Raw genomic sequence first — 23,417 nt, forward strand, 5'->3', positions numbered from 1 at the left:
CTGCTTTAACGGAACCGAGGCAGAGTTCGAACATATGATGCCTTTGGTGGGGCCGCTCATTATTCTCGACCTACCCTTTACGCTGGTGGCAGATACGCTATCGCTTCCTGCGTGCTTGATGTAGTCGCCAAGTGGCTGAGGCCGTGTGTTCTCTTCCGCATCGGGGTGTGATCTGGCAGGAGCCAATCTCTGCATCAGCCCTGTTTATTGCTCGGGCTTCGCTGCATGAAAGCTTCTGGAATGTGCCGCAATGCACGAGCGCGCCCGGTTACAGCGCCATCACATCTCGATGGTCGGCATGGTGTTCTTGCCGCAGCTGATGAGTTGCCCCGCGGTGACCTGGAGCCCATTGCTGGGTTTCGCGCTGTACCCGGCGAGGAAGCCAGCCATTACCAAGGCCGTGTATAGAACCGTTTTTCTCAAGATCATGCCGGTGCCTGCTGAAGGGTGGATAGGAAAGCGTGCAGCACTGATCCTTGTTCCGGGAAAAGGTTCCTGATGAGTCGGCGCACCGAATGCCGCCTGTGACGATTGGCTGACTTGTCGGCCTGCTGAACGGCTTAGTAAAGTCGCCGCGCCGGAAAGGATGCTTGTCAGCTGCCTTAATCCACCTATGGACACCGCCAATGGCTCATCAGGATCACCTTGTTAACTACGTCAGCGCCATCCTCGGAGGTTCGTCGCCTCGTAGCGCGCACCTTGAAAGCGCCCATCAGGAAACCTGGCTCGATCAGGGATACACCGTCAGCGCCGAGGAAAAAATCTACGCCTTCGATGACGGCGCAATGATCAAGCGACTGATCGAGCAGGATAATTTTCCCAGCGACGCCGTCTGCGCCGAATGCTGGATTTGCTATGAAGTCGTTCGCCAGCCGCTCGACAAAGTCATCAGCCCTTGCCACATCAGCTTCAACAATGAGTGCAGGGAAGCCTATTGGCTGAAGTACTTTTGCGCCGCCTAGCAGGCGCAGCTCGCTACAGGACTTCGTCGGTTGGGCCAGCAGCACTCCTTCCTTGTTCAGCAGCGGGCCGCCGATGTCGAACGTTCTTCGATCATCTCGTAACCCCAGCCGGTGCCACAGGGGCCGAACTGTTCCGTGGTGCGTTTGGCCTGACGGAGTGTCGATGACTGGATGGGGGGCAGAAGCGCACTCGCGCAGTGGCGAACACTGCGAAGAGAAGGTTTGGAAGAGGGCGCTACGGATAGTCTTCGGGTCTCGCAACTGCTGCGGACCCGAAGGGCTTGTAGCCTACTTAGATGCGGTGAATCTGAGTGATGTGCGGCTTACCGTTAATTGGCGCGTAGATTTCAACTATCGCCTGCCAGCTGCTGGACGAGCCCGGTAGCGTTGCTTTCGTCTGATAGCGATAGTTGGTGCCATTGACTACCTGGGTCGAAACCAGTTCGGGCGTGTAGTTAACACCTACGAACCCGGCCAAGGCCTCTTTGAAGACTTCCTGATCCTTTGGGGTCAGTTTGTGGTAAGCGGTCCATCCACCAACAAGATGTTCTTGAGCAGTCATGAATTAAATCTCCATATTTAAATTCCTACTCGTCTGGCTTTTCGGATTTCGCCCCGTCTATTGAATGGTTTCCGGAATCCATTTCCTGAATGGTTTTCCGAGCATCCCTACTCCTATTTGCTGTGAACCCGGGTGCTTGGGAAAACACCGATACGAGCCTACTGCCGGTCCGGGGGAGTGTAGATCAGGAACAAGGAGGATCAAGGCAGGGAAGGGGGGAGGGGAAGGGCGCTGGCCAAGTCCAAAGATTGATGCCGAGAGCTTTTTAGAAAGTAGTCGCGATTGCCAGGGCCAGCTGTTCATCAGTCATGTACGGCTCACCATGGGCCGGATGGTAATACTGAACGGCTTGCTCAAATTGAGCTCCACGGATCTCACCGCCCGAACCGACAAAGGCAAGTGCATCAGCCTTGGCGGGCTTGAAGCTCTGCGAAGCAAGTGAGGTGAGCCCCGTGGTTGCTACGACGAGGACGCTAGGAGCGAGCGTTGTAACTACTAGAGTCCTTTCCACAGGGTCATGTATTTCATACGCCGAGACTTTAATGCTGACTGACACCAAGAGCGAGACAGCCAGAGCTTTCCATGGGGCCATTCCTAACTGCTTCCCTGCTGTCTGGTAGAGGGACGCTACCTTAGCAGGGAAAAAAGAAGGCAGAAACAAGAAGCCCGGCACTGGGCCGGGCTTTTTGCTGTGACGTTCTTAGCCTTACTAATCTCCTGAAGCATCAAACCAATACGTGCTCCTGGTGCGCAACGACAGGCTGATCATGTCCCAGTCGGTGGCAGAGGCGACTCTGTACGCCTCCCAGGCCCTTTCATGGTCACTTACTGGCAGCGGGTGAAGGTCTGGCTGTGCTGGGCGCTGAACGGTGAGCACTGTCTGCAATATCGCGAGCGGTTCTATGTTGATCCGCTGTCGTTCGAGAGTTGTTTTTCCTCTGCTTGGTTAAGTTGTTAAGAATTTATTGATTGCCCATAAAGTGATATCAGGCTGTTCCTCATGGGGAGAGTGTCCGCAGAAAGGTAGGTTCATTAACTTTGCACCAGGAACCTGCTCCACCAGATCTACCGCGTTTGTCCTGGAGACAAGCATATCGTCGTCGCCCCTAACGACCAGCAGCTCGCAATCAATATTTCTGACTGTTGCTCCAGGGTAGCCGCTATCACTGGAGTCGAGCCAAAGTCCTACGAGCTGACGAGTGAGTCGTTCAAAATTGGGTTGGGGATTCAGTGATTGATAGCGTTCATAGCTGTCAGGAAATACCTCGCGCCAGCCTTCTGGCGTTACCTCGGAGTACAGCGCTCGTGTGGGGTCTTCAGTCTTGAGCTCCCAATGCGCGCCAATGGTTACCACTTTGCGAATATCTATGTCCCCGGCCGCTGCAAGACGCAGGGCGGTTATGCCGCCGTCGCTGTGGCCAATAATATTCACTGGTCCAATGTCGAGGTAGCGGAGGACTGCCGCAATATCCATTTCCAGTCGCTTGTATGTGAGCTCCTCAGTGCCAAGTGAGGACATGCCTTGTCCCCGACTATCAATACCGATGAGTTTATAGGTTTGCCCCATGTCGGCCAGGATAGGATTGAAGTCCTCGATACTGCCAAAACCGCCGTGCAAGAATACGATTGGCTCTCCGCCCTCATTTCCCTGTACCTCGTAATAAATTTCCGCGCCATCGATCTCGAGGTGTTTACCGCTCATGTGATTGAAAAACTGCATTCCATTACCTCAGCGATGTAATTGCTTTCCGTGCTCAATCTCTGGCTGAAGGAGCGTCACCCAGAGTGCATCTCTACGCAACATATCAAAAGTCAGAATGTGTGCGTCGGAGTGAGTTTGGGCGCGTTTCCATTCTTTTGAAGCTGGATAGGGAGTGCTGGCTAATGCCAGTAAGATCACGCTCAGTGTTTTCATTGAGTCCATTCCTGACTGCTTCCACTCGTCCAGCGGCATTGAGGAGGTCGGCGGAGCCCTATGTGCGCAATCGTGGTGGTGCCGTGTTGAGTAGCAATGTGGTGTGTTTTTTGTTCGGCAGGACGCCGGGGAAGGGAAAGTTTTGTAACGAGGACCAAGAAGCGCCGCTTGGAAAATCCACCAGACACAAAAAAGCCCTGAAAAATCAGGGCTTTCTCGTTGAGATTTGGCGGAGGCGTAGAGATTCGAACTCTAGGACCTGTTACAGTCGGCGGTTTTCAAGACCGCTGCCTTAAACCACTCGGCCACACCTCCAGATCGCATTGCGGGCGCCATAATACCCGAATGAAACACACTGTCAAACTCTCTGCGTCGCGAGTTACAGAGCGTCTGTTATCATCCTTGCCACTAAATGTTTCCCCCAACAGGAGTGTCGCCATGCGCGAACAGGATTACGCAGTTAACAACGGCGTGCAGGCCGAGCAGCTAGAGGTTAGCCGCGTCCTGCGCAACACTTACGGCCTGCTGGCCCTGACCCTCGCGTTCAGCGGTGTCATGGCCTATGTCGCGCAGCAGATGCGCGTCGGCTACCCGAACATTTTCGTGGTGCTGATCGGCTTCTACGGTCTGTTCTTCCTCACCAACAAACTCCGTGACTCGGCCTGGGGCCTGGTGTCGGCGTTCGCCCTGACCGGTTTCATGGGTTTCCTGCTGGGCCCGATCCTCAATCGCTACCTGGGCATGCAGGGCGGCGCTGAAGTGGTCAGCTCGGCCTTTGCCATGACGGCTCTGGTGTTTGGCGGTCTGTCGGCCTACGTGCTGATCACCCGCAAGGACATGAGCTTCCTCGGTGGTTTCATCACCGCCGGTTTCTTCGTGTTGATGGGCGCCGTGCTGGCCAGCCTGTTCTTCCAGATCAGCGGCCTGCAATTGGCGATCAGCGCCGGCTTCGTGCTGTTCTCCTCGGTGTGCATCCTGTTCCAGACCAGTGCCATCATCCACGGCGGCGAACGCAACTACATCATGGCCACCATCAGCCTGTATGTATCGATCTACAACCTGTTCGTCAGCCTGCTGCAACTGTTCGGCATCATGGGCCGCGATGACTGATCCCGGTTGTTGAGCCAATAGAAAAGCCCGCTTCGGCGGGCTTTTTGTTGCCTGGCTTTCAGCCGTGGCGAGGTTTCAAGGGCTGTGCAACTGCAAGCGGGCGGTGGCTATGGCGTCCTTGTTGACCTCGATGGAGAACGACAGGACGGCGACGTGCTGCTGTTCCAGTTGGTCGATCCAGGTGATCAGGCCGTTGAGCGGCCCTTCCAGGCTGAGGTTGACTCGCCCTTCGTCCTCCTGGTCCATGCGTTCCAGATTGAGCCCGGCCTGGCTGCTGGAGCGCGCCAGCATGCCGGGCAGGGCGTCGCCGGAAATGCTCGGGACACGACGTGGATAAGTGCTGGCGGGCAGCCGTTGTAGATCGTGAAGCAATTGCCTTTCCTCGGTATAACGTTGCTCGGCCAGGGCCAGAGCCTGTTGTTGCGGTTGCCAGAGCAGATAGAGGCTGGTCAGGCCGGCGAAGACCGCCAGGGCCTGTACCGCCCGTTGTTCGCGTTTTGCCAGGCGTTGCCAGCGTTGTCGGAGTGGGTGCGCCAGGGCGTTTCGAGCCAGGAGCGTGGTGATGGGCAGATGCACGGTTTACTCCTTGATCTGAAAGCGTGCGGAAACGCCTTGAGCATCGCGCACGGATGAGTCGGTGGCGACGCTCAGGCCCTGGTTGATCAGGCCCTCGCGCAGCAGTTGCAGGTCGGCAAAGGCCGGGGCGCTGACTTGCAGGCTCCAGCCTTCCTCGGCCTGGTAATCCAGGCGCTGGATCAGTGACAGGGCGCCGCCGCTGGCGCTCCACTGCTCCGCCAATTGCGACAGGCGCAGGGCCACGCCGGGTGTTTCCTGCACCTGTTGACGTTGCTTGAGCCGCACTTGATGCGCCAGGTCGGCGGTGGCCGGTTCATCGCCAAAGCGTTCTTGCCAGAGGCTCTGGCTGGCCGCGTGCAACTGGTCGCTGCGCTGTTCCAGGTACAGCCGGTGCCCGATGTTCTGCAGCAGCGGCGCGCCGGCGGCTATCGCCAGCACCAGCAGCGCCAGGCGCCAGGGCGCGGTGTGTCGGGTGCGGCGCTGGAAATCACCCTGGCACAGGTCGATCGCCTGCTGGCTGCCCTGGCTGAGCACTTGCCAAGGCTGCTCTTCGGCCTGCCAGGGCTGTGGCTCAAGACCGTCGATGGCCGGGGGCTCGGCGCTTTGCCAGAGCAGGTCGGGCGGTAGCAGGCGGCCCAGGTCGCCGAGTTCCCGTTCATTCAGGGTCAGGCGCAGCGGCGCGCCGCCCCCCAGCAGCCAGCGGCCGTCCCAGGCCAGGGCGCGAGGCCGGTCCTGGCCCAGGCAGTCGGCGTCGATGTGCACGCGCGACGGTTGCAGCCCATGCTCGGCCAGGCGCGTGAGGCAGCGCTGCAGGTGTTCGCGGCCGATGACCAGCACGGAACAATGACGTCGCTCGCGCAACGGGCCATGGGCCAGGTGCAAATGCTCCAGATCGTCGATCAGCTGTTCTTCCAGCGCGCTGTGCAGGGCCTGGCGCAACCAGCGACCGCTGCGAGCCGGCACGCTGACCTGATGAAAACTGGCCATCTCCATGGGGAGCAGCAAGACGAATGAATGCTCGCGCAGCTGTTGGGCCGCCTGTTCCAGGCTGCCTTGCCGGGGCGTGTCATCGGCTGACCACCACTGGCAGTGCCAAGGGGTGTCGCCAGTGGCGTGAGGCGAAAGGTAAAGCCAATGGCTCATCAATGGTTACTCGGTAAGCGGATAGGCATGGGGGGCTCCAGGCAGCAAGGTGCGCTGCTGCACGCGAACCTGCTCGGCGCTGATGACGCGCAGGTCGCTGACCAGGCGCAATCGCTGGCCGTGCAGCTCAACGTCGATGGTGGCGCGAAACTGCCGGCTGTTGACGCTCAGCCCGCGTGGGCTGATGTCCCGGCCCTGGAGCATGGGATTGGCGAGAAACGCGGCGACCGTCGGGTAGCCCTTGCCCGGACGCGAGCTGGCCAGGGTCTGGGCGGTCGGCAGGTCGATACCTTCGATACTGGCCAGCACCAGGGCGCTGGCGGTGTTGAGGTTGAGCGGCCCCTGCTCGTAGGCGGCCACCAGCGGCGCCAGGCGTTGCTGGGTTTCGCGGTCGACTTCCGGCAATGGCCGCAGCTCACTGAGATCGCTCAGGGGCAGTGGCCGGCCCAGGCGATCGCGCGGGCGCACCAATGCCGCCGGGTCGTGGGGCTTGAGCTGCGCCAGGGCCAGCAGCCGCTGGTAGCGCGCACGCGAGATGACATCGTCGCGCACCAGCGCGCTGTTGAGGTTGAGCCGGGCCCCCAGATCGTCGATCCGGATGTGGATCTTGCCGCCGTCGATGGCAAACGCCGGGGCCGCCTGGGCCCAGTGCTGGCCGAGATGGGTCACCAGCAGGCCGCCCTCGCTGCGGGCATCCTCCCGCAACTGGCTGCGAGCCCAGCTTTCGCCACTCAGGGCCAGTTGCCAGAGCTGCTGGTGCTGCACCAGCTGGCTGCTGCTGGCGAGGCTGAGCCGCTGGCGGGCGAGCATGTTGCTGACCACCAGGGTCACCAGGGCAGTGATCAGCAGCACGCTGAGCAGGGCGACGCCGCGCTGTGCACGAGGCTCATTCACCGGGCGCGTCCTCGGCCACTTCGGTGCCACCGGGCAACAGGATGACCCGGCGAATGTTCGGGTAGCCGGGCGCGTTGAGGGCGATGTCCACGGCGGCCGGCAGGCTCAGGGCCTGGCTGCCGACGGGCCAGCTGTCATGGGCTTGGCCCTGGCCGTCGATGAAACGCAAGTGGATCAGCTCGACCCCGCTGAGCAGGGACTGCGCCTGGCTGATGCTGCCCGGCTCCAGGCCCTGGGTCTCGCGCAGCCACTCGCCGTCGCTCAAGCGATGGTTGGCCTGCAGCAGATCGCTGCGCGGAAACTCCAGCGGGTTGCGCCAGCCACCGCGCAGCACGCGCAGCCCCTGGGGTTGGCTGACCAGCGCCTGGCTCTGGCTGTGGTCGTCCTTGAGTGCATGGCGCTGGGCCTGGATCAGGTCCCGTTCCAGCAGGCCCAGGGCCCTTTGCAGGTGGCGCAATTGTTGCTCCTGGGTCTGGATCCGCTGGTCACTGCGCATGACGCGGTCGAGCAACTGGTAGGTCGCCAACCCCAGCAGGCTGAAGATGGCGATCGCCACCACCACTTCCAGCAAGGTGAAGCCGCGCTGGTTCATGGGGTGGCCTCGATGTAGCCCAGCAGCTGCGCGCGGCTGTATTGCCGGGCCCGTTGCGGGTCCTGCTCGGCCGAGACCCGCAGGTTGACCTTGAGTAGCCGCGGGTCCGCGGCCGCTTCGATCTCGCTGAACAGCCACCAGCTGCGCCCGCCAAACTCGACCTGCCGCTGCTGGCGCCCGCTGCTGGCTGGCTGCATGCCGCTGCGCAGTTCATTGAGGTAGTTGTCGGCGATCCAGCTGGCCTGGGTGCGCTCGGCCAGATTGCCGCTGTTGATGGCCACATGCTGGATCGCGCTGAACAGCGCAATCGACACGGTGGCGAAAATCGCCAGCGCCACCATCACTTCCAGCAGGGTAAAGCCCCGTTCAATTTGCGGTTTCAAGCCGAGGCTCCTGTATGCCGTCGCTGGACAGGACCAGCAGCGGGGCGTTGCGGTGCTCAATCCACAGGGTGAAGGCACTGGTTTCATCGCTGGACAACACCAGCAGTTGGGGCATGGCGCTGCGACGCTCGGCCTGGCCCAGGCTCGGGCCGGCTTCGGTCGCTTCAAGGCGCAGGCGCAAGTTGCCGGGCAGGGTCTGGCCGCGCCAGTCGTGGTCGGCCAGCCATTGCCCCTGTTCGTCCAGGCGCATGACGCGGTAGGCCTCGGGGTCGATGCGCAGGCCGTAGTCGCGGTTGCTCAACACCGCCTGCTGGCGCAGCAGTTGCAGCAGCGCCAGCAGGCGATCGCCTTCACGGCGCGCCTGACGGCTGGCGGAGTCGGGGTTGACCAGGCCGATCATCCCCGCGCACAGGGCGATGATCAGCACCACGACCAACACTTCGACCAGGGTGAAGCCCTTGCTGTGGGAGCGTTGCACCGATCAGCGGTCCCAGTTGCCGATCTCGGCGTTCAGGCCTTCACCGCCGAGCTTGCCGTCGGCGCCGAAGGAGAACAGGTCATAGCCGGTGCCCCGGGTGCCCGGCATGCGGTACTGATAGGCATTGCCCCAGGGGTCGATGGGCAGACGCTTGAGGTAGCCGTCGGGGTTCCAGTTGCGTGCCGGCGGGTTGCCGCTGGGCTTGCTGGCCAGGGCTTCGAGCCCTTGCTGGGTGCTGGGGTATTGATGGTTGTCGAGTTTGTAGATGTCCAGGGCCATGGCGATGGCCTTGATGTCGCTCTGCGCGGCGGCGGCCTTGGCCTGATCGGGACGGCTCATGATCTGTGGCACCACCAGGGCCGCGAGGACCCCGAGAATGACCACCACCACCATGATTTCAATCAGGGTAAAACCGCGTTGTTTGTTCTGGTTCTGCACGTAGGGGGTTCCGGATTCAGGTAATCAGTTGGTTCAGGCTGAGGATCGGCATCAGGATCGCCAGCACGATGATCAGCACCGAGGCCCCCATGAACACCAGCATGGCCGGCTCGAACAGGCCCACCAGCAGGGCGATGCGGTTGGCCAGTTGTTGTTCCTGCTGCTTGGCGGCGCGTTCGAGCATGCTGTCCAGCTCGCCGGAGCGTTCACCGCTGGCAATCATGTAGAGCATCATCGGCGGGAAACTGCCGTTGAGTTCCAGGGCCCGGGTCAGGCTGATACCTTCGCGCACCCCTCGGACGATGTCTTTCAGACCCGTACGAATTTTCTGATTGGCCACCACCTCGCTGGCGATGGACAGCGCGTCCAGCAACGGCACGCCGCTGCGCCCGAGAATCGCCAGGGTGCTGACAAAGCGCGTGCAGTTGCTGGCCCGGATCAAGCGTCCGAGCAGGGGCAGTTGCAGCACCAGGGCATGCCAGCGCTCGCGCGCCGCGGGGTTGCGGATGGCGCCGCGCGCGCCGAGCACCAGGGCCGCCACCACCAGCAGCAGGAGCAGGCCATGGCTCTGCAGGAAGGCGCTGCTGGCGATCAGGCCCTGGGTCAGCAGCGGCAGTTCCTGGCCACTGTCGATGAACACCTTGACCACGTCGGGCACCACGAAGCCCAGGAGGAAGCCGACGATGCTCACCGCCGCCAGCATCAGGATGCTCGGGTAGAGCATGGCCAGCTGGATCTGCTGACGGGCCGCCTGCTGGGCTTCGGTGTAGTCGGCCAGGTTCAGCAGCACCTGGCCCAGGTGCCCGGAGCGTTCGCCGGCGGCCACCGTGGCCCGGTACAGGTCGGGAAAGGCCCGCGGGTAGGCGGCCAGGGCCACGGCCAGGCTGTAGCCCTCCAGGACCCGCGAGCGAATGGCCAGGAGCATGCTCTTGATCCGTTGTTTCTCGCACTGCGCGGCGACCGCGGCCAGCACTTCCTCCAGGGGCAGCGAGGCCTGGACCAGGGTCGACAGCTGGCGGGTGAGCAAGGCCAGTTCGGCGCTGTTCAAGCCGCCGGCACCCTGCAGCAGGCCCTTGCCGCGCACGCGCTTGTTCTGCGTGGCGCTGAGCTTGAGGATCACCAGCTGGCGTTCGCGCAGCAACTGCCGGGCATGGCGCGGGCTGTCGGCTTCCACCACCCCGGTGGATTTTCTGCCGGCGGCGCACATGGCCAGGTATTCGTAAGCGGCCATGGTCAGTCCCTTTGGGTTACGCGCAGCAGTTCTTCCAGGCTGGTCTGCCCTTGCAGCACCATGTTCCGGCCGTCGTCGAACAGGCTGGCGCTGTGCTTGCGCGCCTGTTCCTGTAGCTGGTGCTCGCCGGCGCCGGCGTGGATCAGCTGGCGCAAGGTGTCGTCGAACAGCACCAGTTCATAGATGCCCCGACGCCCGCGATACCCCGACTGCTGGCAGGCGCTGCAGCCTTGGGGGCGATGCAGCGGCGGCGCGGCGTCCGCGGCCAGCCCCAGGCGTTCGCAGGCGGCGGCGTCGGCGCTGTGCGGCTCCTTGCATTCCGGGCACAGCAGGCGCACCAGGCGCTGCGACAACACCCCCAGCAGCGAGGTGCAGAGCAGGAAGGGTTCGATGCCCATGTCCACCAGCCGGGTCACGGCGCCGATGGCGCTGTTGGTGTGCAGGGTCGAGAGCACCAGGTGCCCGGTGAGGGAGGCCTGCACGGCAATTTCCGCGGTTTCGCGGTCGCGGATCTCGCCGACCATCACCACGTCCGGGTCCTGGCGCAGGATGGCCCGCAAGCCTCGGGCAAAGGTCATGTCGACCTTGGCGTTGACCTGGGTCTGGCCGATCCCGGTGAGGTGGTACTCCACCGGGTCCTCGATGGTCAGGATATTGCGCTCCAGGCTGTTGAGGCTGGCCAGCCCGGCGTACAGCGTGGTGGTCTTGCCGGAACCGGTGGGGCCGGTGACCAGGAGAATGCCGTGGGGTTTGTGCAGGGCGATTTCCAGGCGCTGGCGCACGCTGTCGTTCATCCCCAGGTGGCTGAGGTTGAGGCGCCCGGCCTGCTTGTCCAGGAGGCGCATCACCACCCGCTCGCCGTGACTGGAGGGCAGGGTCGAGACGCGCACGTCGACCTCGTGGCCGGCGATGCGCAAGGCGATCCGGCCGTCCTGGGGAATGCGCTTCTCGGCGATGTCCAGCTTGGCCATGACCTTGATCCGCGACACCAGCAGGGTCGCCAGTTCGCGGCGTGGGCGCAGCACTTCGCGCAGCAGGCCGTCGACCCGCAGGCGCACCGACAGGTGTTCCTCGAAGGCTTCCAGGTGCACGTCGGAGGCCTTGCTCTTGACCGCCTCGCTGAGGATCGCGTTGATCAGGCGAATGATCGGCGCGTCGTCTTCCTGTTCCAGCAGGTCGGTGGTCTTGGGCAGTTGCTCGGCCAGGCTGTTGAGGTCGAACTCTTCATCGAACTGTTCGCCCAGGCCGTCGGCCACCTGCTTGGCGCCGTTCTGGCCGTCACGGTAGTGGGCGGCCATGCGCTGGGCGAAGGCCTCGTCGTCGAGCACCTCGCTGCGCAGCAAGGCGCCATTGAAGCGCCGAACCTCGGCCACCACCGACAGCGGTGTAGTGGCGCGGCAGTAGAGCACCGCGCCGCCTGCCTGATTGTCCAGCACCACGCCGTGGCGGCGCGCGTAGGCAAAGGCCAGGCGCGCGTCTTGCGGGTGGGCGATCATGGCTGCGGCCGGGCGCCGGGGGAGCGCATGTCGATCAGGCCCTGCTCGCCATCGCGGTTGGCCTCGAACAGGCGGTGCGCGTCTTCAGGCAGTTGCCCGCGGGTGTTGCCTTCCAGGGGGCGCAGGGAGCGCATGCTGTTGTACTTCTGCCGGCTCATCTGCTCGGTGCTGGCGGTGTTGCGCAGCAGTGTCGGGCGCAGGAACACCATCAGGTTGGTCTTCTCGTTGACTTCCTTGCTGCTGCTGAACAGGCGGCCGAGCCAGGGAATGTCCCCCAGCAGCGGCACCTTGCTGACCTGGACCTTGACGTTGTCCTTGATCAGCCCGCCAAGGACGATGATCTGCCCGTCGTTGGCCAGGATGGTGCTCTTCACCGAGCGCTTGTTGGTGATCACGTCGCTGGTGTTGATGCCCGGCGGCGCGGCGGCCAGCTCGGAGCTTTCCTGTTCGACATTCAGGCGCAGGAAGTTGCCCTCGTTGATGTGCGGGGTGACCTTGAGGGTGATCCCCACATCCTTGCGCTCCACCGTGGTGAAGGGGTTGCTGGCGCCGGCGGTGTCGGTGGTGTAGGAGCCGGTCTGGAACGGCACGTTCTGGCCAACGAGGATTTCCGCCGCCTCGTTGTCCAGGGTCAGCAGGCTGGGGGTGGACAGCAGGTTGTTGTTGGAGTCGCTGGACAGCGCGGTGATCAGCGCGCCGAAGTTGCTGCCGCCGATGCCGATGATCGCGCCGTCGGGCAGGGTCGGGCGCTTTTCGTCCTGCAGGTTGTTGAGCAGGGTGCCGATGGACAGGCCGGCGCTGTTGAAGTTGCTGGCGGCCGACACCTTGCCGCGGCTGCCGGCCCATTGCACGCCAAGGGCCTGGTTGATGTCGCCGCTGACCTCGACGATCGCCGCTTCCACCAGCACCTGGGCGCGGGGCTGGTCGAGTTCGTCGATGATGCTTTCGAAGGTTGCCAGCTGGGCCGGCGAAGCCATCAGCACCAGGGCATTCTGGCTGGCGTCGGCGCTGACCAGCACCGGGCTCTCCTGCTTCTGGCTGTCGCCGCCGCGGTTGCCGGTTTCCATGCGTTTGCCAATGCCGCTGAGCAGCTCTTCGAGTTTTTTCGCGTCGCTGTGGTTAAGCCGCCGGACCCGCGCGGTGTCGCCGACATTGGTCGGTACATCCAGGCTCTGGGCCAGGCGTTGCATCTGTTGGCGGATCGGCGCCGGGCCCACCAGGATCAGGCGGTTGCTGCGCGAGTCGCCAATCGCCTTGGCGCTGGTTTGCGCGCCGTTGCTGTCGGTCAGGCTGTCGGTCAGGGTCTTGGCCACGTCACCGGCCCAGGCGTGCTTGAGCTGGAGGATGTTGAACTGGCGGCCGCCGGCGTTATCCAGTTCACCGACCACCTGGCGGATGCGCTGCACGTTGTTGGCGCTGTCGGAGACGATCAGTGCGTTGGAAGTGGTGGACGGCGCCATGTAGGCGTCCACGGCCACCAGCGGGCGCACCGCGGCGGCCACTTCGCTGGCGTTGGCGTTGTGCAGTTCGATGACCTGGGTGACGAACTCTTCACTGGCGCCGCTGGCCTGTACATGGGCCTTGGTCTTGGCCTCGGCCACCGGCAGGATCAGCACCCGGTCGCCCTGGTCCATGGCCACGTAGCCCTGGCTGCGCAGGGCGGTGAGAAACAGCGAGTAGATGCCTTCCTGGTTCATGGCGGTGGTGGACTGCACCGTCACCTTGCCGTTCAGGCGCGGGTCGAGAATCATCGTCTTGCCGGTGATCTGGCCCACTTCGTTGACCAGGTCGCGCAATTCCGCGTCTTTCATGTTCAAGGTCCACTGCTGCCCGAGGGGCAGTTTTTCAGTGGCGTGAAGGGGACCGATCAGCGTGCCGAGGGTCAGCAGGGAACCTGCGATAAATGCTCGTTTCATGGTGTCTTGGGGGGTCACAAGGAAGGTTGGACGGGGCTGTCGTGCTCGCCCCGCGCAGCGGTGCTCGAAGACGAGTCGCGGCGCGCGGGCAGAGGGATCAGCAAGGGGGTCGCAGGGCTGGCCAGCGTCAGCGCCTGGTCCTCGCCATAACGCTGCAGGCGCACCTGGGTGGTGCCAATTTCACGCAGGCTGCCGCCCCCGGGCAGGGGCTCGCCAATGCGATAGAAGCGGCTGCCTTCAGGGGACTCGATCAGCGCCCTGGACAGTTCCGGGTGGCGCTCCACCAGGCTGGCCAACAAGGTCAGGGGCACCCGTGGCTGGTGAGCGCTGGCCTCCTGGGGTTGCAGCCCGAACAACCGGGCGATGGCGTCGGTGTCGGGCGGCTGATGGGCCGGCGCCGGGGCTGCCGCGGGCGCGGGGTTGCCGCTGGACTCCAGGCCCTGCAGCCACAACCCGCTGTCACGGCCAAGCCAGCCCAGCCAGCTCAGCAGCAACAGCAACGCGCCGGCCCGCAGGGCGACGCGTGGGCAAAGGCGCAGGGTGTTCACAGGGACATGCGCTGCAGGAGTTTTTCACCCCGCCAGTGATGCACCGCCACCGCGGCCACATGCCCGACCACCAGCATGGCCAGGGCTACGCAGGCGTATTTGTGCACGCGGTTGAAAAACTCAGTGAGCAGCGGTTCCTGCAATGGCTGGTACAGCGACAGCAGGCCAAACAGGTTGATCGGCCGCTCCATCATCAGCACGCCAGTGACCAGGACCAGGCCGGTCACGACGTAGAGCGCCAGGTGGCCGACCTTGGCCAGCAAGCGCAGCGCCCGGTTGGGGTGCGCCGGCTCCTGATGGTCCAGCGCGCAGAGAATGCGTAGGCCTAGCAGCGGAATCAGCATGAAGGTCAACGATACGTTGATGAAGCTGATGCCGTCGGCGAGGGCCGTGGGTAGATCGAGCAGTGCATTGCCGAAACCGGTCACCGTCGCCCAGATAATGATCGCGGCGAAGGTCCAGTGCAGCAGTACGTGGGGTTTTGAGTAAGTGCAACTAGGCATAGGAAAAGGCATGACTGGCAAAGGAAGCGTGGCGCCGAAGCGCCACGCTCGGGTTGACGAAGGTGTGACTTACTGACGGGTCCAGGCCGAGGTCCAGCTGCTGCCTACGCCCGGCTCGAACGCGGTGGAGCCGCTGTTCCACTGGATGCAGTAGCCGCTGTACGGGAACGGGTTGCACTTGTAGGTCTTGCCGTCCTTGGGTTGCAGGACCACGGTGCCGGCCTTGTAGGTGCTCAGGCCCTGCGGGAACACGTGGTCATACTTGCCCGGGGTCTCGCCGCCACCGCTCTCTTCCTGCTTGAGCTTGAAGCTGGCGGTCTCTTGCAGCAGTTCGCCTTTCTTCGAGGAGGCCACGACGACCAGGTCATAGTCGCCTGCGCTCTGGCCAACGAGCGGAATGGAGAAGTGCGGGGTGTTGCCGGCCGGGGCCTGCTGGTGCGCAACGGTTTCATGCTGGGCGTTGTACACGGTGGCCTTCACGGTGTAGTCGCCGCCCTTGGCGATGGCGTTGAAGTGCAGTTCGGTCTTGCCGTCCTTGAGGGTGTATTCGGACTGCATGCCGGTGATGGCCAGTTCGCCCGGCTTGGCGGCCTGTTCCTTGTCGATCATCACGTTGACGATGTCGCTGCCTTTCTTGACCAGGATTTCGTTCCTGCCGAAGTTCGGCACCACTTCGTCCTTGTCGTTGAGCAGGCCCATCTGGTAGCCCTGCTTGGCGGTATTGACCTTCTTCGCCAGCTCGTGCGGCCAGACGTCGGCCTTGGCCAGTTCGGCGCTATCGATGTTCAGCACCACTTGCTTGGCGTTGATCTCGCTCTGTGCGTTGAAGACGCGAGTCTTGACCTTGTCGCCGATGCTCAGGGCTTCGGGCTGTACCGCGCCAACGGTGTCCCAGTTCGACGGGATGACCGCGCCATTGTCGATGTTCAGGTCGACCACGCTGTAGAAGGTGGCGTCGGTGTCGTTGACTTTCCAGGTGGCCAGCAGCACGTGGTAACCGGAGCGGTCAGACGGGATGTTCACGGTGTGCTGGGTTTTGCCGCCGGCCGGAGCCGGGACGGTGCCAGCCGGCCATGGCTGATCCAGCAGTGGGGTCATTTCGAACGAGTCGCGGGTCAGCGGTTGGTTCGGGTTCCAGTCTTTCTTGGTGATGTAGAACTGCCAGTAGCGGGTGGCGTGACCTGCTTTGTAGTGCCAGGTGAAGTTCTGCGGGCCCGGCTTGATGGTGGTCTTGGCCCAGCGAGTAGCACTCTGCTCGTTGATCGGGGAGAAGCGCACTAGGCCGCCGGCGGCGATGGTGCCGTTGGCCGGGCCGCAGACCTTGAAGTCGCCGGTGCAGGCCTGGGCGTTGCTTGGAAAGTGCTCGAGATCGTTACGGCCAGGCACGCCGATGTACTCGGTGCTTTGTGGCTCGTACATCACCGGACCGCAGTTGACGTTCAGTCTGCCGCCATCGGAATGGCACATGAAGGCGCGAGACTTGGGACTCTCGATATAACCGTGAGCGGAGGCCTGTTGCGCGGCGAGACCTGCTGCGCCCATGGCCAGGACCAGAGGCAGTTTGAGGAGCGAACGTGCTCGGTTGGAGTTGATCATTGAGAAAGCCTTAAACGATTGGAAATGGATACAAAAGGGCTCGGGGCATGCAAGGGAAACGACCTGCTGCAGCGGTCGCGCCGGCGTATCCCCGAGCACAGCGATAGGCTACGTGGCGGGGTACAGCGCTCCCATGGGACGAGTACGAGAGTGGCCCGACCGAGTCGCGTTTGTGCGGGCAAAAAAAAGCGTGGCACTCACCGGCCACGCTCAAGGGTCAAACCTGCGTTGTTGTTATTGGCGGTCCCAGGCCATGCCCCAGTGGCTGCCGGTGCCGGGTTCGTATTGCGTGGCGCCGGCTTTCCACTGCACGCAGTAGCCGCTGTAAGGGAATGGCTTGCACTTGTAGGTCTTGCCGTCCTTGGGCTGCAGCACCAGGGTGCCGGCTTTGTAGGTGCTCAACCCTTGCGGGAACACGTGGTCGTACTTACCACCTTCAACCGGTGGCTCGCCGCCGTTGCCCGGTGTTTCGCCGCCACCGACGTTCTCTTCAACCTTCACGGTGAAGCGGGCGCTTTGCTGCAGCAACTCGCCTTTCTTCGAACTGGAGACCACCACCAGGTCGTACTGGCCGGCCTTGGCGTCTTTCAGCGTGATCGAGAAGTGCGGGGTCAGGCTGCCGACCGGTGCGTGCTCATAGGCCAGGGTCTTGCCTGCGCTGTCGAACACTTTGGCGTAGGTCGTGTATTCGTCTTTCGGGTCGCTGGCCTTGACGATGGCGTTGAAGTGCAGGTCGACCTGGCCGTTGTTCGCGGTGTATTCAGGCTGCACCCCGGTGACCTTGAGCTCGCTCGGCTGGCTGGCCAGCTCCTTGGCGATGATCACGCTGCTGATGTCGCTGCCCTTGTTGACGAAGATGCTGTTCTTGCCGCGGTTAGGCACGACCTGGTCCTTGTCGTCGAGCAGGCCCATCTGGTAGCCGAGCTTGGCCGCGTTGACCTTTTTCGCCAGCTCGAACGGCCAGACGTTTTCGTTGGCCAGCGCTGGCGAATCAATGTTCAGCTGCACTTGCTTGGTCTGTTGCTCGGTGTGGGTGAACACCCGGGTCATGACCTTGTCGCCGACCTTCAGCGGTTCGGGCTGCACCGCGCCGATATCGTTCCACTGCGAGGCAGGCGCGTTGGCGTTATCGATGTTCAGGTCCACCACCGAGTAGAACGTGTTGGAGTTGTCGTGGACTTTCCAGGTCGCCAGCAGCACGTGGTAGCCACTGCGATCGGCCGGGATCTTGACCTGGTGCTGGGTGGTGCCACCGGCCTTGGCCGGCATGCTGCCGTCCCATTTTTCATCCAGCAGCGGGGTCATTTCGAACGACTCGCGGGTCAGCGGCTGGTTCGGGTTCCAGTCTTTCTTGGTGATGTAGAACTGCCAGTAGCGGGTGGCGTGAACCGCGGTGTACTTCCAGGTGAAGGTCTGCAGGCCCGGTTTGATGGTGTTCTTGGTCCAGCGGCTGCTCGATTGTTCGTTGAGCTTGGCAAAGCCGGTCATGCCGCCGGCGGCAATGGTGCCATCGGCCGGGCCGCAGACGCGGAAGTCGCCGGTACAGGCCTGGGCGTTGCTCGGGAAGTGCTCGCGGCCGCCACCGGGGCTGCCGAAGTATTCGACGCTTTGCGGTTCATAGGCGACAGAGCCGCAGTTGGCGTTCTGATTGCCGCCAGCGGAACTGCACATGAAGGCGCGGCCCTTGGGGCTTTCGATGTAGCCGTGGGCGCTGGCTTGCTGAGCCGCGAACGAGGTCATGCCGATGGCCAGGGCCAAAGGCAATTTGAGGAATGAACGGGCTCGGTGCAACGTGATCATCGATTGATCCTTAGTTGGAAATTATTGGATTCAACAGGCGATCGTGGGGAAGGATGTGGCGGCTCAAGTTGAGTCTGGCATCCCTGTCTGGCGCCCCCCGAAAGCAGGCGCCAGAGTAGGAAGGGTTGGCGGCGGGTTATATCGGACGAGTACGAGAGTGCACCAGGGGCGCGCGGGCAATGCCTCTGGACCAGGGCTTGAGCGGCTGGCGCAGGGCGGCGAGGTCGGCCTTGGCCTGCTCGAAGATGCGCTCCATGCTGGCCAGCAGCTCGGCCTGGCAGCGGCGCACCGCGTCCGCCTGCTGGACATTGACCTGCCTCAGCGCATGGCAGGCAGCGGCCATTTTACTGGCATCGATCAGGCAGGCCACGCCCGCCAGGCGATGGCTCAGGTCGCCGATGGTCTGGGGCGTGCCGGCCAGATCGAGCACCTGCAATTGGGCGATTTCCTGCTGCAGGTTTTTGGTCAGCTCCAGCAGGATGCGCCGGCGCAGGATCGAGCTGTTCTTGCCCACCTCGTCCAGGTGATCGAGGCTGAACGAGCGTTGGAACGACGGTTCTTCGTCGAGGGGCGCATGGTTGCTGAGGACTTCCTGCAGGCGCGCCAGGGTCACGGGTTTGATCATCAGGTCGTTCATTCCGGCATTGGAACACTGGGTGGCCTCGTTGCTCAGGGCACTGGCGGTGTAGCCAATGATCAGGCGCTGGGGCAAGCCGCGGCGGCGCTCGTCTTCGCGCACGGCGCGGGTCAGGGCATAACCGTCCATGCCCGGCATGTTGCAGTCGCTGATCAACACGTCGTAGGTCGACTCGCTCAGGGCCAGCAGGGCCTGTTCGCCGCTGCACACGTGTTCGGCCTGGTGCCCCAGGCGGGCCAGTTGCAGGGTCAGGACCAGGCCATTGGTGGACACGTCGTCCACCACCAGTACCCGCAACGCCTTGGCTGCCTGCTGTTCCGGCGCCAGGGGCTCGGGTGCAGCCCCCGGGGCCAGTTGCCAGTTCAGGGGCAGCTCGACCTGCACGCAGCAGCCGCGCCCGGGCTCGCTTTCCAGCCAGATATGGCCGTCCATCAACTGGGTCAGCTGGCTGCAGATGCTCAGGCCCAGGCCCGAACCGCCGTAGAGGTGGGCGGTGCGCGCGCTGGCCTGGCGATAGGGTTCGAAGATCAGCGGCTGCAAGGCATGCGGGATGCCGATGCCGGTGTCGCAGACACTCAGGGTCAGCCGGCTCACGCCTTCGCGCAGCGGGGCCTCGGTCACCCGCACCTGGATGCTGCCCTGGTCGGTGAACTTCAGGGCGTTGCTGATCAGGTTGTGGAAGATCTGCTGCAGGCGCAGCGAATCGACCCAGTGCAGGCGCTGCCTGTCGGCCTGGTAGGTGAAGTGCAGGTGCAGGTTCTTCTCCCGGGCCTGGGCCGCGAACAGCCCGAGGCTGTTGGTCAGCAGCGGTTCCAGCGCGGTGGGGTGGGGGGCCAGTTGCATCAGGCCGCTCTCGATCTTGTCCAGGTCGAGGATGTTGCCGATCAGGTCGATCATCGAAGTCGCCGATTGCTGGGCCACCCGCAGGTTGTGCGAGGGGCTGTTGCGGCCGCTGGTTTCCAGCTCCAGCAGCCCCACCAGGGCATTGAGCGGGGTGCGCAGTTCGTGGCTCATGGACGCCAGGAATTCGCTTTTGGCGGCACTGGCCTTGAGCGCGACTTGCTTGGCTTCGCGCAGTTTGATTTCCAGGTGCTTGCGTTCGGAAATGTCCAGCCAGCCGCCCAGCAGTCCCTGGAGCAGGCCGCGGGCGTTGTAGAACGGCACCAGCCATTGGTACAGGTAATGCTGCTCGCCCTTGATGACCAGGCTGGTGTCGAGAAAGCGCGGCCGGTGGTTGTGCAGTAACTGGTGGTGTTCGTCCTGCAGCACCTGGGCAAAATTACCCGGCATGTTGCTCTGCTCGGTGGGCAGGCAGCCCTGGACCTGATCCTCGGAGGTGGAGAAAAACTCTTCATAGGCCCGATTGCAGGTGCTCAAGCGCCCGTGCAGGTCGCACACATACAGCGGCGTCGGCAGCCCGTTGAGCAGCGAGAACTGGAACGCCAGCTTGTCCTGCAGGCGGGTCTGGGCGCAGATCCGCTCCTTGACCTGGATCTTCAGCCGCCAGTTCCACACCAGGGACAGGACGAAGACCAGCAGCACCACCACGCCGACATGCCAGGCCTGGTCGGCGGCCCATGCCCAGAAGTTGTCCTGGGGGCGCTCGGCGATCACCTGGATATCGCTCTGCGGCGCGCGCGAGAGTGAATCCAGCAGCTTGTCCAGGATGCTCAGCAACTCGCTGGAGCCTGGCGCCACGGCAAATTGGTGAGGGCTCGGCGTGGCCTTGATCGACAGGCCGTACTGCAGGCCGCTCCCGGGTTGCGCCTGGCCGGCGCTGGGGCTGTCCAGCGTGGCGTCGACCCGGCGCTGCAGCACCAGGTCCAGGGACTGCTGGTAGTTCTCGGTGAGCATCAGCTGGAGCTTGGGGTAGCGCAGGCGCAGGTGGTCGTACAGCGGGTGGTCGCGCGACAGCGAAAGCGTGCGGCCCTCCATGGCTTCCAGCGAGCTGGGGGAGCTGTCGCCGGTGCGGATGATGAAGGTCCAGTTGCGCGGGCCGTAGGGCTGGCTGAAGCGCACGCCCCGGGACCCGTCGGCAATGTTCAGGGACCGGCTGGAGAGGTCGGCGCTGCCCTTGTTCAGTTGTTCCAGGTCCTTGGCCCGCGACAGGCTCGGCTGGATGTTGAGCGTCAGGCGAAAGGCATCGGTCAGGGTCTGCAGCAGGTCGATGCTCAATCCCGCCCACTGTCCGTCACTGGTGCGATACAGGTACGGCGGCGCTTCCTGGGCCAGCAGGTTGATCTGTTGATGTTCCTTCAACCACGCCAGTTCCTGGGGGCTGAGCATGAAGGCATCGGTCGGGGAATAGGGGAAGGGACCGTGGCTGGCGTGCTGCTGGACCTTGAGTTTCTGCGCCTCGGGAACGCTGTGCAGCACATGGTTGAGCAGGGCCAGCAGGGTGGGTTCGTCGCGGCGCACGGCGAAGGCGAAACCGGTGTTGGGCAGCTGCGCGGAAAACTTGTTGTGCAGGGCCAGGTCCGGGCGCGCCTGAAGGTAGAGGCTGGCGCGGAACTGGTCGCCGATGAAGGCGTCCGCCTCGCCCAGGGCCAACTGTTCGAAGGCCAGCGCCGTGGTGCGCACGGTGCGGACTTCGGCCAGCGGATAGGCATCGCGGATCTGCTGGTTCGGCAGGTAGTTTTCCAGTACCAGCACCTGTTTGCCGCGCAGGTCCAGGGGCAGGCTCTGGTCGCTGGTGCGGCCGACGATGATCGGCAGGTTGCGCAGGTAGGGCTGGCTCAGGCGCAGGTTCGGGTTGGCCGCTTCGAACTCGGTGGCGCGGGCCAGCAGATCGACCCGGTGGTCCAGCAAGGCTTCCACGGCGGCCTGGGGCGAGGGCAGCTCGACGCTTTGAAAGTGCAGGTCCAACTGTTCGCCGATCAGCTTCAGGTACTCGTCGGAAATCGACTTCAGGACCTGGTTGCCGGCGCTCTCCAGGGGGCGGTCCGGGGGCACGATGCGCGCCACCTTGAGGGTCTTGCGCGGCAGGCTGTTGCGCATCGCCAGCAACGTGCTCAGGGGCAGGTTGCTGTCCGCCGTTGCGGGCGCGGAGTCGGCGTAGGCCGGTGCCAGCAGGGTCAGGCAGGCCAGGGGGATGAGCAGCAGGCAAAAGCGCTGCATCCTCCGGCGCACGAAGGAAAGCGAAATGAGGTGCATAAGGGGGAATGCTCCGGGATCGGCCGCGCTCGGCGACTCAGGAAAGGCCGTGTTCCTGGATGTAGAGAAACAGGCTGGCTGAAGTGTCCAGGCCAAGCTTGCGCATGGCGCTGCTTTTTTGCGTGCTGATGGTCTGCTTGCTGCGGCACAGGTGCTGGGCGATGGCGCCAATGCTCATGCCGGTGCCGTACAGCCGCAGCACCTCGATTTCCCGCGCCGACAACTGTTCGGGTTGCAGCAGCGGCTTGCCGTGCAGCGCGGTGCTGGTGTCCAGCAGGTGCTGGATGGACGCCGAGACGAAGGGCGCGCGCGGGCTGGCGTCGATCGCCTTGGGCAGGTCATTGAGCAGGCCGCGCTTGCTCACCAGGCCCTGGATGCCGAGCTTCAGCACGCTGCTGATCAGCGCCGGGTTGTCGAGCATGGTGATCACCACGATCGCCAGCTGCGGATAGCGCGAACGCAGGCGGCGGATCAGGCGAATCCCGTCCACTTGATCGCCGCCGGGCATCATCAGGTCGGTCAACAGCAGTTCGCAGGGACGCTGCTGCAGGTTCTCCAGCAGGGTTGCCACGCTGTGGGCCTGGGCCACCACTTCAAGGTCGGCGCGGTTTTCCAGCAGGGTGTGAATCCCAATCAGGGTCAGGGGATGGTCATCGGCTATCTGGACGCGGATCGGCATCGGTTTCGTGTACTCGGCTTTTCGGCAGGCATGAGCCCACAAAAACGCCCGGCTTCCTATCGAGGAGCGGGCATTTTGCTTGTGGGTTCGTCAGAAGATTCGCAGGGTATCACTGAAATTGGCGCCAAAAAGACGTCCATGGAACTTTAAGAATCGTCTTATGCTTTCCGAGAAATTTCCTTAAATCTTGTAGGGCGACTGCTCGTGAGCATGCAAGGAATGCCTCTGGAACGGGCGTTTCAGCGCGGCTTGTCGGGCCGTCCGGCGCGTTTTTTCAACCCGCGGACGGTGCGCTTGCCGCTGCTCATTCCAGGGGCGGCAAACGCCGCTTGATCGGAGATTTCTTGACGATCGCGGTGTTGGTTTCGGCGTAGTGGTTGAGGTGGTCCAGCAGGCTGTCCAGTTGCTCCATGGAACGCACTTGCAGGCGGGCGATAAAGCAGTCGTCGCCGGTGACCTTGTCGCATTCGGTGAATTCGGCAATGGCCAGGATCTGCCGTTCGACTTCCTGCAACTTACCCGGCAACGGGCGGATGCGGACGATGGCCTGTAATTGGTAGCCGAAAAACCTGGGGTCGATCTCCAGGGTATAGGCACTGATCACGCCGCGTTCTTCCAGACGTCGCAGGCGTTCCGAGACACTGGGGGCGGACAGCCCGCTGATCTGCGCCAAGGCTTTGAGGGAGCGTCGCGAGTCCTGCATCAGGGCACTGATCAGGGTTTGGTCGATGGCATCGAGCATGGCGATCTCATTAGGTGAATGAACGGTTTTGCCTTGATAAAAAAGGCCTGAATCGATTCTAGC

The 23,417-nt window shown here is 63.2% G+C and carries 25 protein-coding genes and 1 tRNA gene; 4 read left to right on the top strand and 22 right to left on the bottom strand.

Annotated features, from left to right (window positions below; translation table 11 throughout):
• The first annotated feature begins 37 nt into the window (after window positions 1-37).
• From LXM55_RS24810 to LXM55_RS24820, 3 genes are all read left to right on the top strand, one after another.
• Window positions 38-124, top strand: a complete 87-nt coding sequence (locus LXM55_RS24810) for a YceK/YidQ family lipoprotein (protein WP_233322999.1) — start codon at window positions 38-40, stop codon at window positions 122-124.
• Window positions 125-250: 126 nt separating this feature from the next.
• A complete protein-coding gene (locus LXM55_RS24815; RefSeq protein ID WP_233322802.1) occupies window positions 251-499 on the top strand; it encodes a hypothetical protein in 249 nt (82 codons plus the stop codon).
• A 127-nt stretch (window positions 500-626) separates the two neighbouring features.
• Window positions 627-962, top strand: coding sequence for a hypothetical protein (locus LXM55_RS24820; protein WP_233322803.1), 336 nt, complete (start codon window positions 627-629; stop codon window positions 960-962).
• Window positions 963-1,254: 292 nt separating this feature from the next.
• On the opposite strand, the gene LXM55_RS24825 is transcribed toward LXM55_RS24820, so the two are convergent.
• From LXM55_RS24825 to LXM55_RS24845, 5 genes are all read right to left on the bottom strand, one after another.
• Window positions 1,255-1,524, bottom strand: a complete 270-nt coding sequence (locus LXM55_RS24825) for a hypothetical protein (protein WP_016963335.1) — start codon at window positions 1,522-1,524, stop codon at window positions 1,255-1,257.
• A 265-nt stretch (window positions 1,525-1,789) separates the two neighbouring features.
• Window positions 1,790-2,116 carry a DUF2388 domain-containing protein gene (locus LXM55_RS24830; protein ID WP_233322804.1) on the bottom strand — a complete coding sequence of 109 codons (327 nt, stop codon included), beginning with the start codon at window positions 2,114-2,116 and terminating at the stop codon, window positions 1,790-1,792.
• Window positions 2,117-2,470: 354 nt separating this feature from the next.
• Window positions 2,471-3,244, bottom strand: a complete 774-nt coding sequence (locus LXM55_RS24835) for an alpha/beta fold hydrolase (RefSeq protein WP_233322805.1) — start codon at window positions 3,242-3,244, stop codon at window positions 2,471-2,473.
• Between the two features lie 9 nt (window positions 3,245-3,253).
• A complete protein-coding gene (locus LXM55_RS24840; RefSeq protein WP_233322806.1) occupies window positions 3,254-3,439 on the bottom strand; it encodes a hypothetical protein in 186 nt (61 codons plus the stop codon).
• Between the two features lie 227 nt (window positions 3,440-3,666).
• Window positions 3,667-3,754: transfer RNA gene (locus tag LXM55_RS24845), tRNA-Ser, on the bottom strand.
• Between the two features lie 123 nt (window positions 3,755-3,877).
• Here LXM55_RS24845 and LXM55_RS24850 point away from each other — a divergent pair.
• Window positions 3,878-4,549, top strand: a complete 672-nt coding sequence (locus LXM55_RS24850) for a Bax inhibitor-1/YccA family protein (protein WP_011062013.1) — start codon at window positions 3,878-3,880, stop codon at window positions 4,547-4,549.
• A gap of 75 nt (window positions 4,550-4,624) precedes the next feature.
• Here the strand turns inward: LXM55_RS24850 and gspM are convergent, their stop codons facing one another.
• From gspM to LXM55_RS24935, 17 genes are all read right to left on the bottom strand, one after another.
• Window positions 4,625-5,125, bottom strand: coding sequence for a type II secretion system protein GspM (gene gspM, locus LXM55_RS24855; RefSeq protein ID WP_233322807.1), 501 nt, complete (start codon window positions 5,123-5,125; stop codon window positions 4,625-4,627).
• A gap of 3 nt (window positions 5,126-5,128) precedes the next feature.
• Entirely contained in the window at window positions 5,129-6,268 is a 1,140-nt protein-coding gene (gene gspL, locus LXM55_RS24860; protein ID WP_233322808.1) for a type II secretion system protein GspL, read from the bottom strand.
• A gap of 6 nt (window positions 6,269-6,274) precedes the next feature.
• Window positions 6,275-7,162: a type II secretion system minor pseudopilin GspK gene (gene gspK / locus LXM55_RS24865; protein WP_233322809.1), complete on the bottom strand. Its 888-nt coding sequence runs from the start codon at window positions 7,160-7,162 to the stop codon at window positions 6,275-6,277.
• Complete coding sequence (gspJ, locus tag LXM55_RS24870; RefSeq protein WP_233322810.1) at window positions 7,155-7,754, bottom strand: type II secretion system minor pseudopilin GspJ; 600 nt, start codon at window positions 7,752-7,754, stop codon at window positions 7,155-7,157. Before gspJ ends, gspK begins: the two co-directional genes overlap by 8 nt.
• Window positions 7,751-8,137 (bottom strand): type II secretion system minor pseudopilin GspI, encoded by a 387-nt coding sequence (gene gspI, locus LXM55_RS24875; protein ID WP_233322811.1) that lies wholly within the window; start codon window positions 8,135-8,137, stop codon window positions 7,751-7,753. Before gspI ends, gspJ begins: the two co-directional genes overlap by 4 nt.
• A complete protein-coding gene (gspH, locus tag LXM55_RS24880; RefSeq protein WP_233322812.1) occupies window positions 8,121-8,615 on the bottom strand; it encodes a type II secretion system minor pseudopilin GspH in 495 nt (164 codons plus the stop codon). The genes gspI and gspH overlap by 17 nt, the downstream gene beginning before the upstream one ends.
• Before the next feature lie 3 nt (window positions 8,616-8,618).
• A complete protein-coding gene (gene gspG, locus LXM55_RS24885) occupies window positions 8,619-9,053 on the bottom strand; it encodes a type II secretion system major pseudopilin GspG (protein ID WP_325169915.1) in 435 nt (144 codons plus the stop codon).
• Window positions 9,054-9,069: 16 nt separating this feature from the next.
• Complete coding sequence (gene gspF / locus LXM55_RS24890) at window positions 9,070-10,284, bottom strand: type II secretion system inner membrane protein GspF (protein ID WP_233322813.1); 1,215 nt, start codon at window positions 10,282-10,284, stop codon at window positions 9,070-9,072.
• A gap of 2 nt (window positions 10,285-10,286) precedes the next feature.
• On the bottom strand, window positions 10,287-11,780 hold the full coding sequence (gene gspE / locus LXM55_RS24895; RefSeq protein WP_233322814.1) for a type II secretion system ATPase GspE: 1,494 nt from the start codon (window positions 11,778-11,780) through the stop codon (window positions 10,287-10,289).
• A complete protein-coding gene (gspD, locus tag LXM55_RS24900) occupies window positions 11,777-13,696 on the bottom strand; it encodes a type II secretion system secretin GspD (RefSeq protein WP_233322815.1) in 1,920 nt (639 codons plus the stop codon). Before gspD ends, gspE begins: the two co-directional genes overlap by 4 nt.
• A 14-nt stretch (window positions 13,697-13,710) precedes the next feature.
• Window positions 13,711-14,244 carry a type II secretion system protein N gene (locus LXM55_RS24905; protein WP_233322816.1) on the bottom strand — a complete coding sequence of 178 codons (534 nt, stop codon included), beginning with the start codon at window positions 14,242-14,244 and terminating at the stop codon, window positions 13,711-13,713.
• A complete protein-coding gene (locus tag LXM55_RS24910) occupies window positions 14,241-14,747 on the bottom strand; it encodes a cytochrome b (protein ID WP_233322817.1) in 507 nt (168 codons plus the stop codon). The genes LXM55_RS24905 and LXM55_RS24910 overlap by 4 nt, the downstream gene beginning before the upstream one ends.
• Before the next feature lie 69 nt (window positions 14,748-14,816).
• A complete protein-coding gene (gene gbpA, locus LXM55_RS24915) occupies window positions 14,817-16,343 on the bottom strand; it encodes an N-acetylglucosamine-binding protein GbpA (RefSeq protein WP_233322818.1) in 1,527 nt (508 codons plus the stop codon).
• Between the two features lie 234 nt (window positions 16,344-16,577).
• On the bottom strand, window positions 16,578-18,143 hold the full coding sequence (gene gbpA / locus LXM55_RS24920) for an N-acetylglucosamine-binding protein GbpA (RefSeq protein WP_233322819.1): 1,566 nt from the start codon (window positions 18,141-18,143) through the stop codon (window positions 16,578-16,580).
• A gap of 136 nt (window positions 18,144-18,279) precedes the next feature.
• Window positions 18,280-21,933 carry an ATP-binding protein gene (locus tag LXM55_RS24925; RefSeq protein WP_233322820.1) on the bottom strand — a complete coding sequence of 1,218 codons (3,654 nt, stop codon included), beginning with the start codon at window positions 21,931-21,933 and terminating at the stop codon, window positions 18,280-18,282.
• 37 nt (window positions 21,934-21,970) lie between these two features.
• Window positions 21,971-22,612 (bottom strand): response regulator transcription factor, encoded by a 642-nt coding sequence (locus LXM55_RS24930; RefSeq protein ID WP_233322821.1) that lies wholly within the window; start codon window positions 22,610-22,612, stop codon window positions 21,971-21,973.
• A 304-nt stretch (window positions 22,613-22,916) separates the two neighbouring features.
• Window positions 22,917-23,354, bottom strand: coding sequence for an Lrp/AsnC family transcriptional regulator (locus LXM55_RS24935; RefSeq protein ID WP_233322822.1), 438 nt, complete (start codon window positions 23,352-23,354; stop codon window positions 22,917-22,919).
• Window positions 23,355-23,417: the final 63 nt, after the last annotated feature.

Source organism: Pseudomonas sp. Au-Pse12 (genome assembly GCF_021341665.1).
GTDB lineage: Bacteria > Pseudomonadota > Gammaproteobacteria > Pseudomonadales > Pseudomonadaceae > Aquipseudomonas.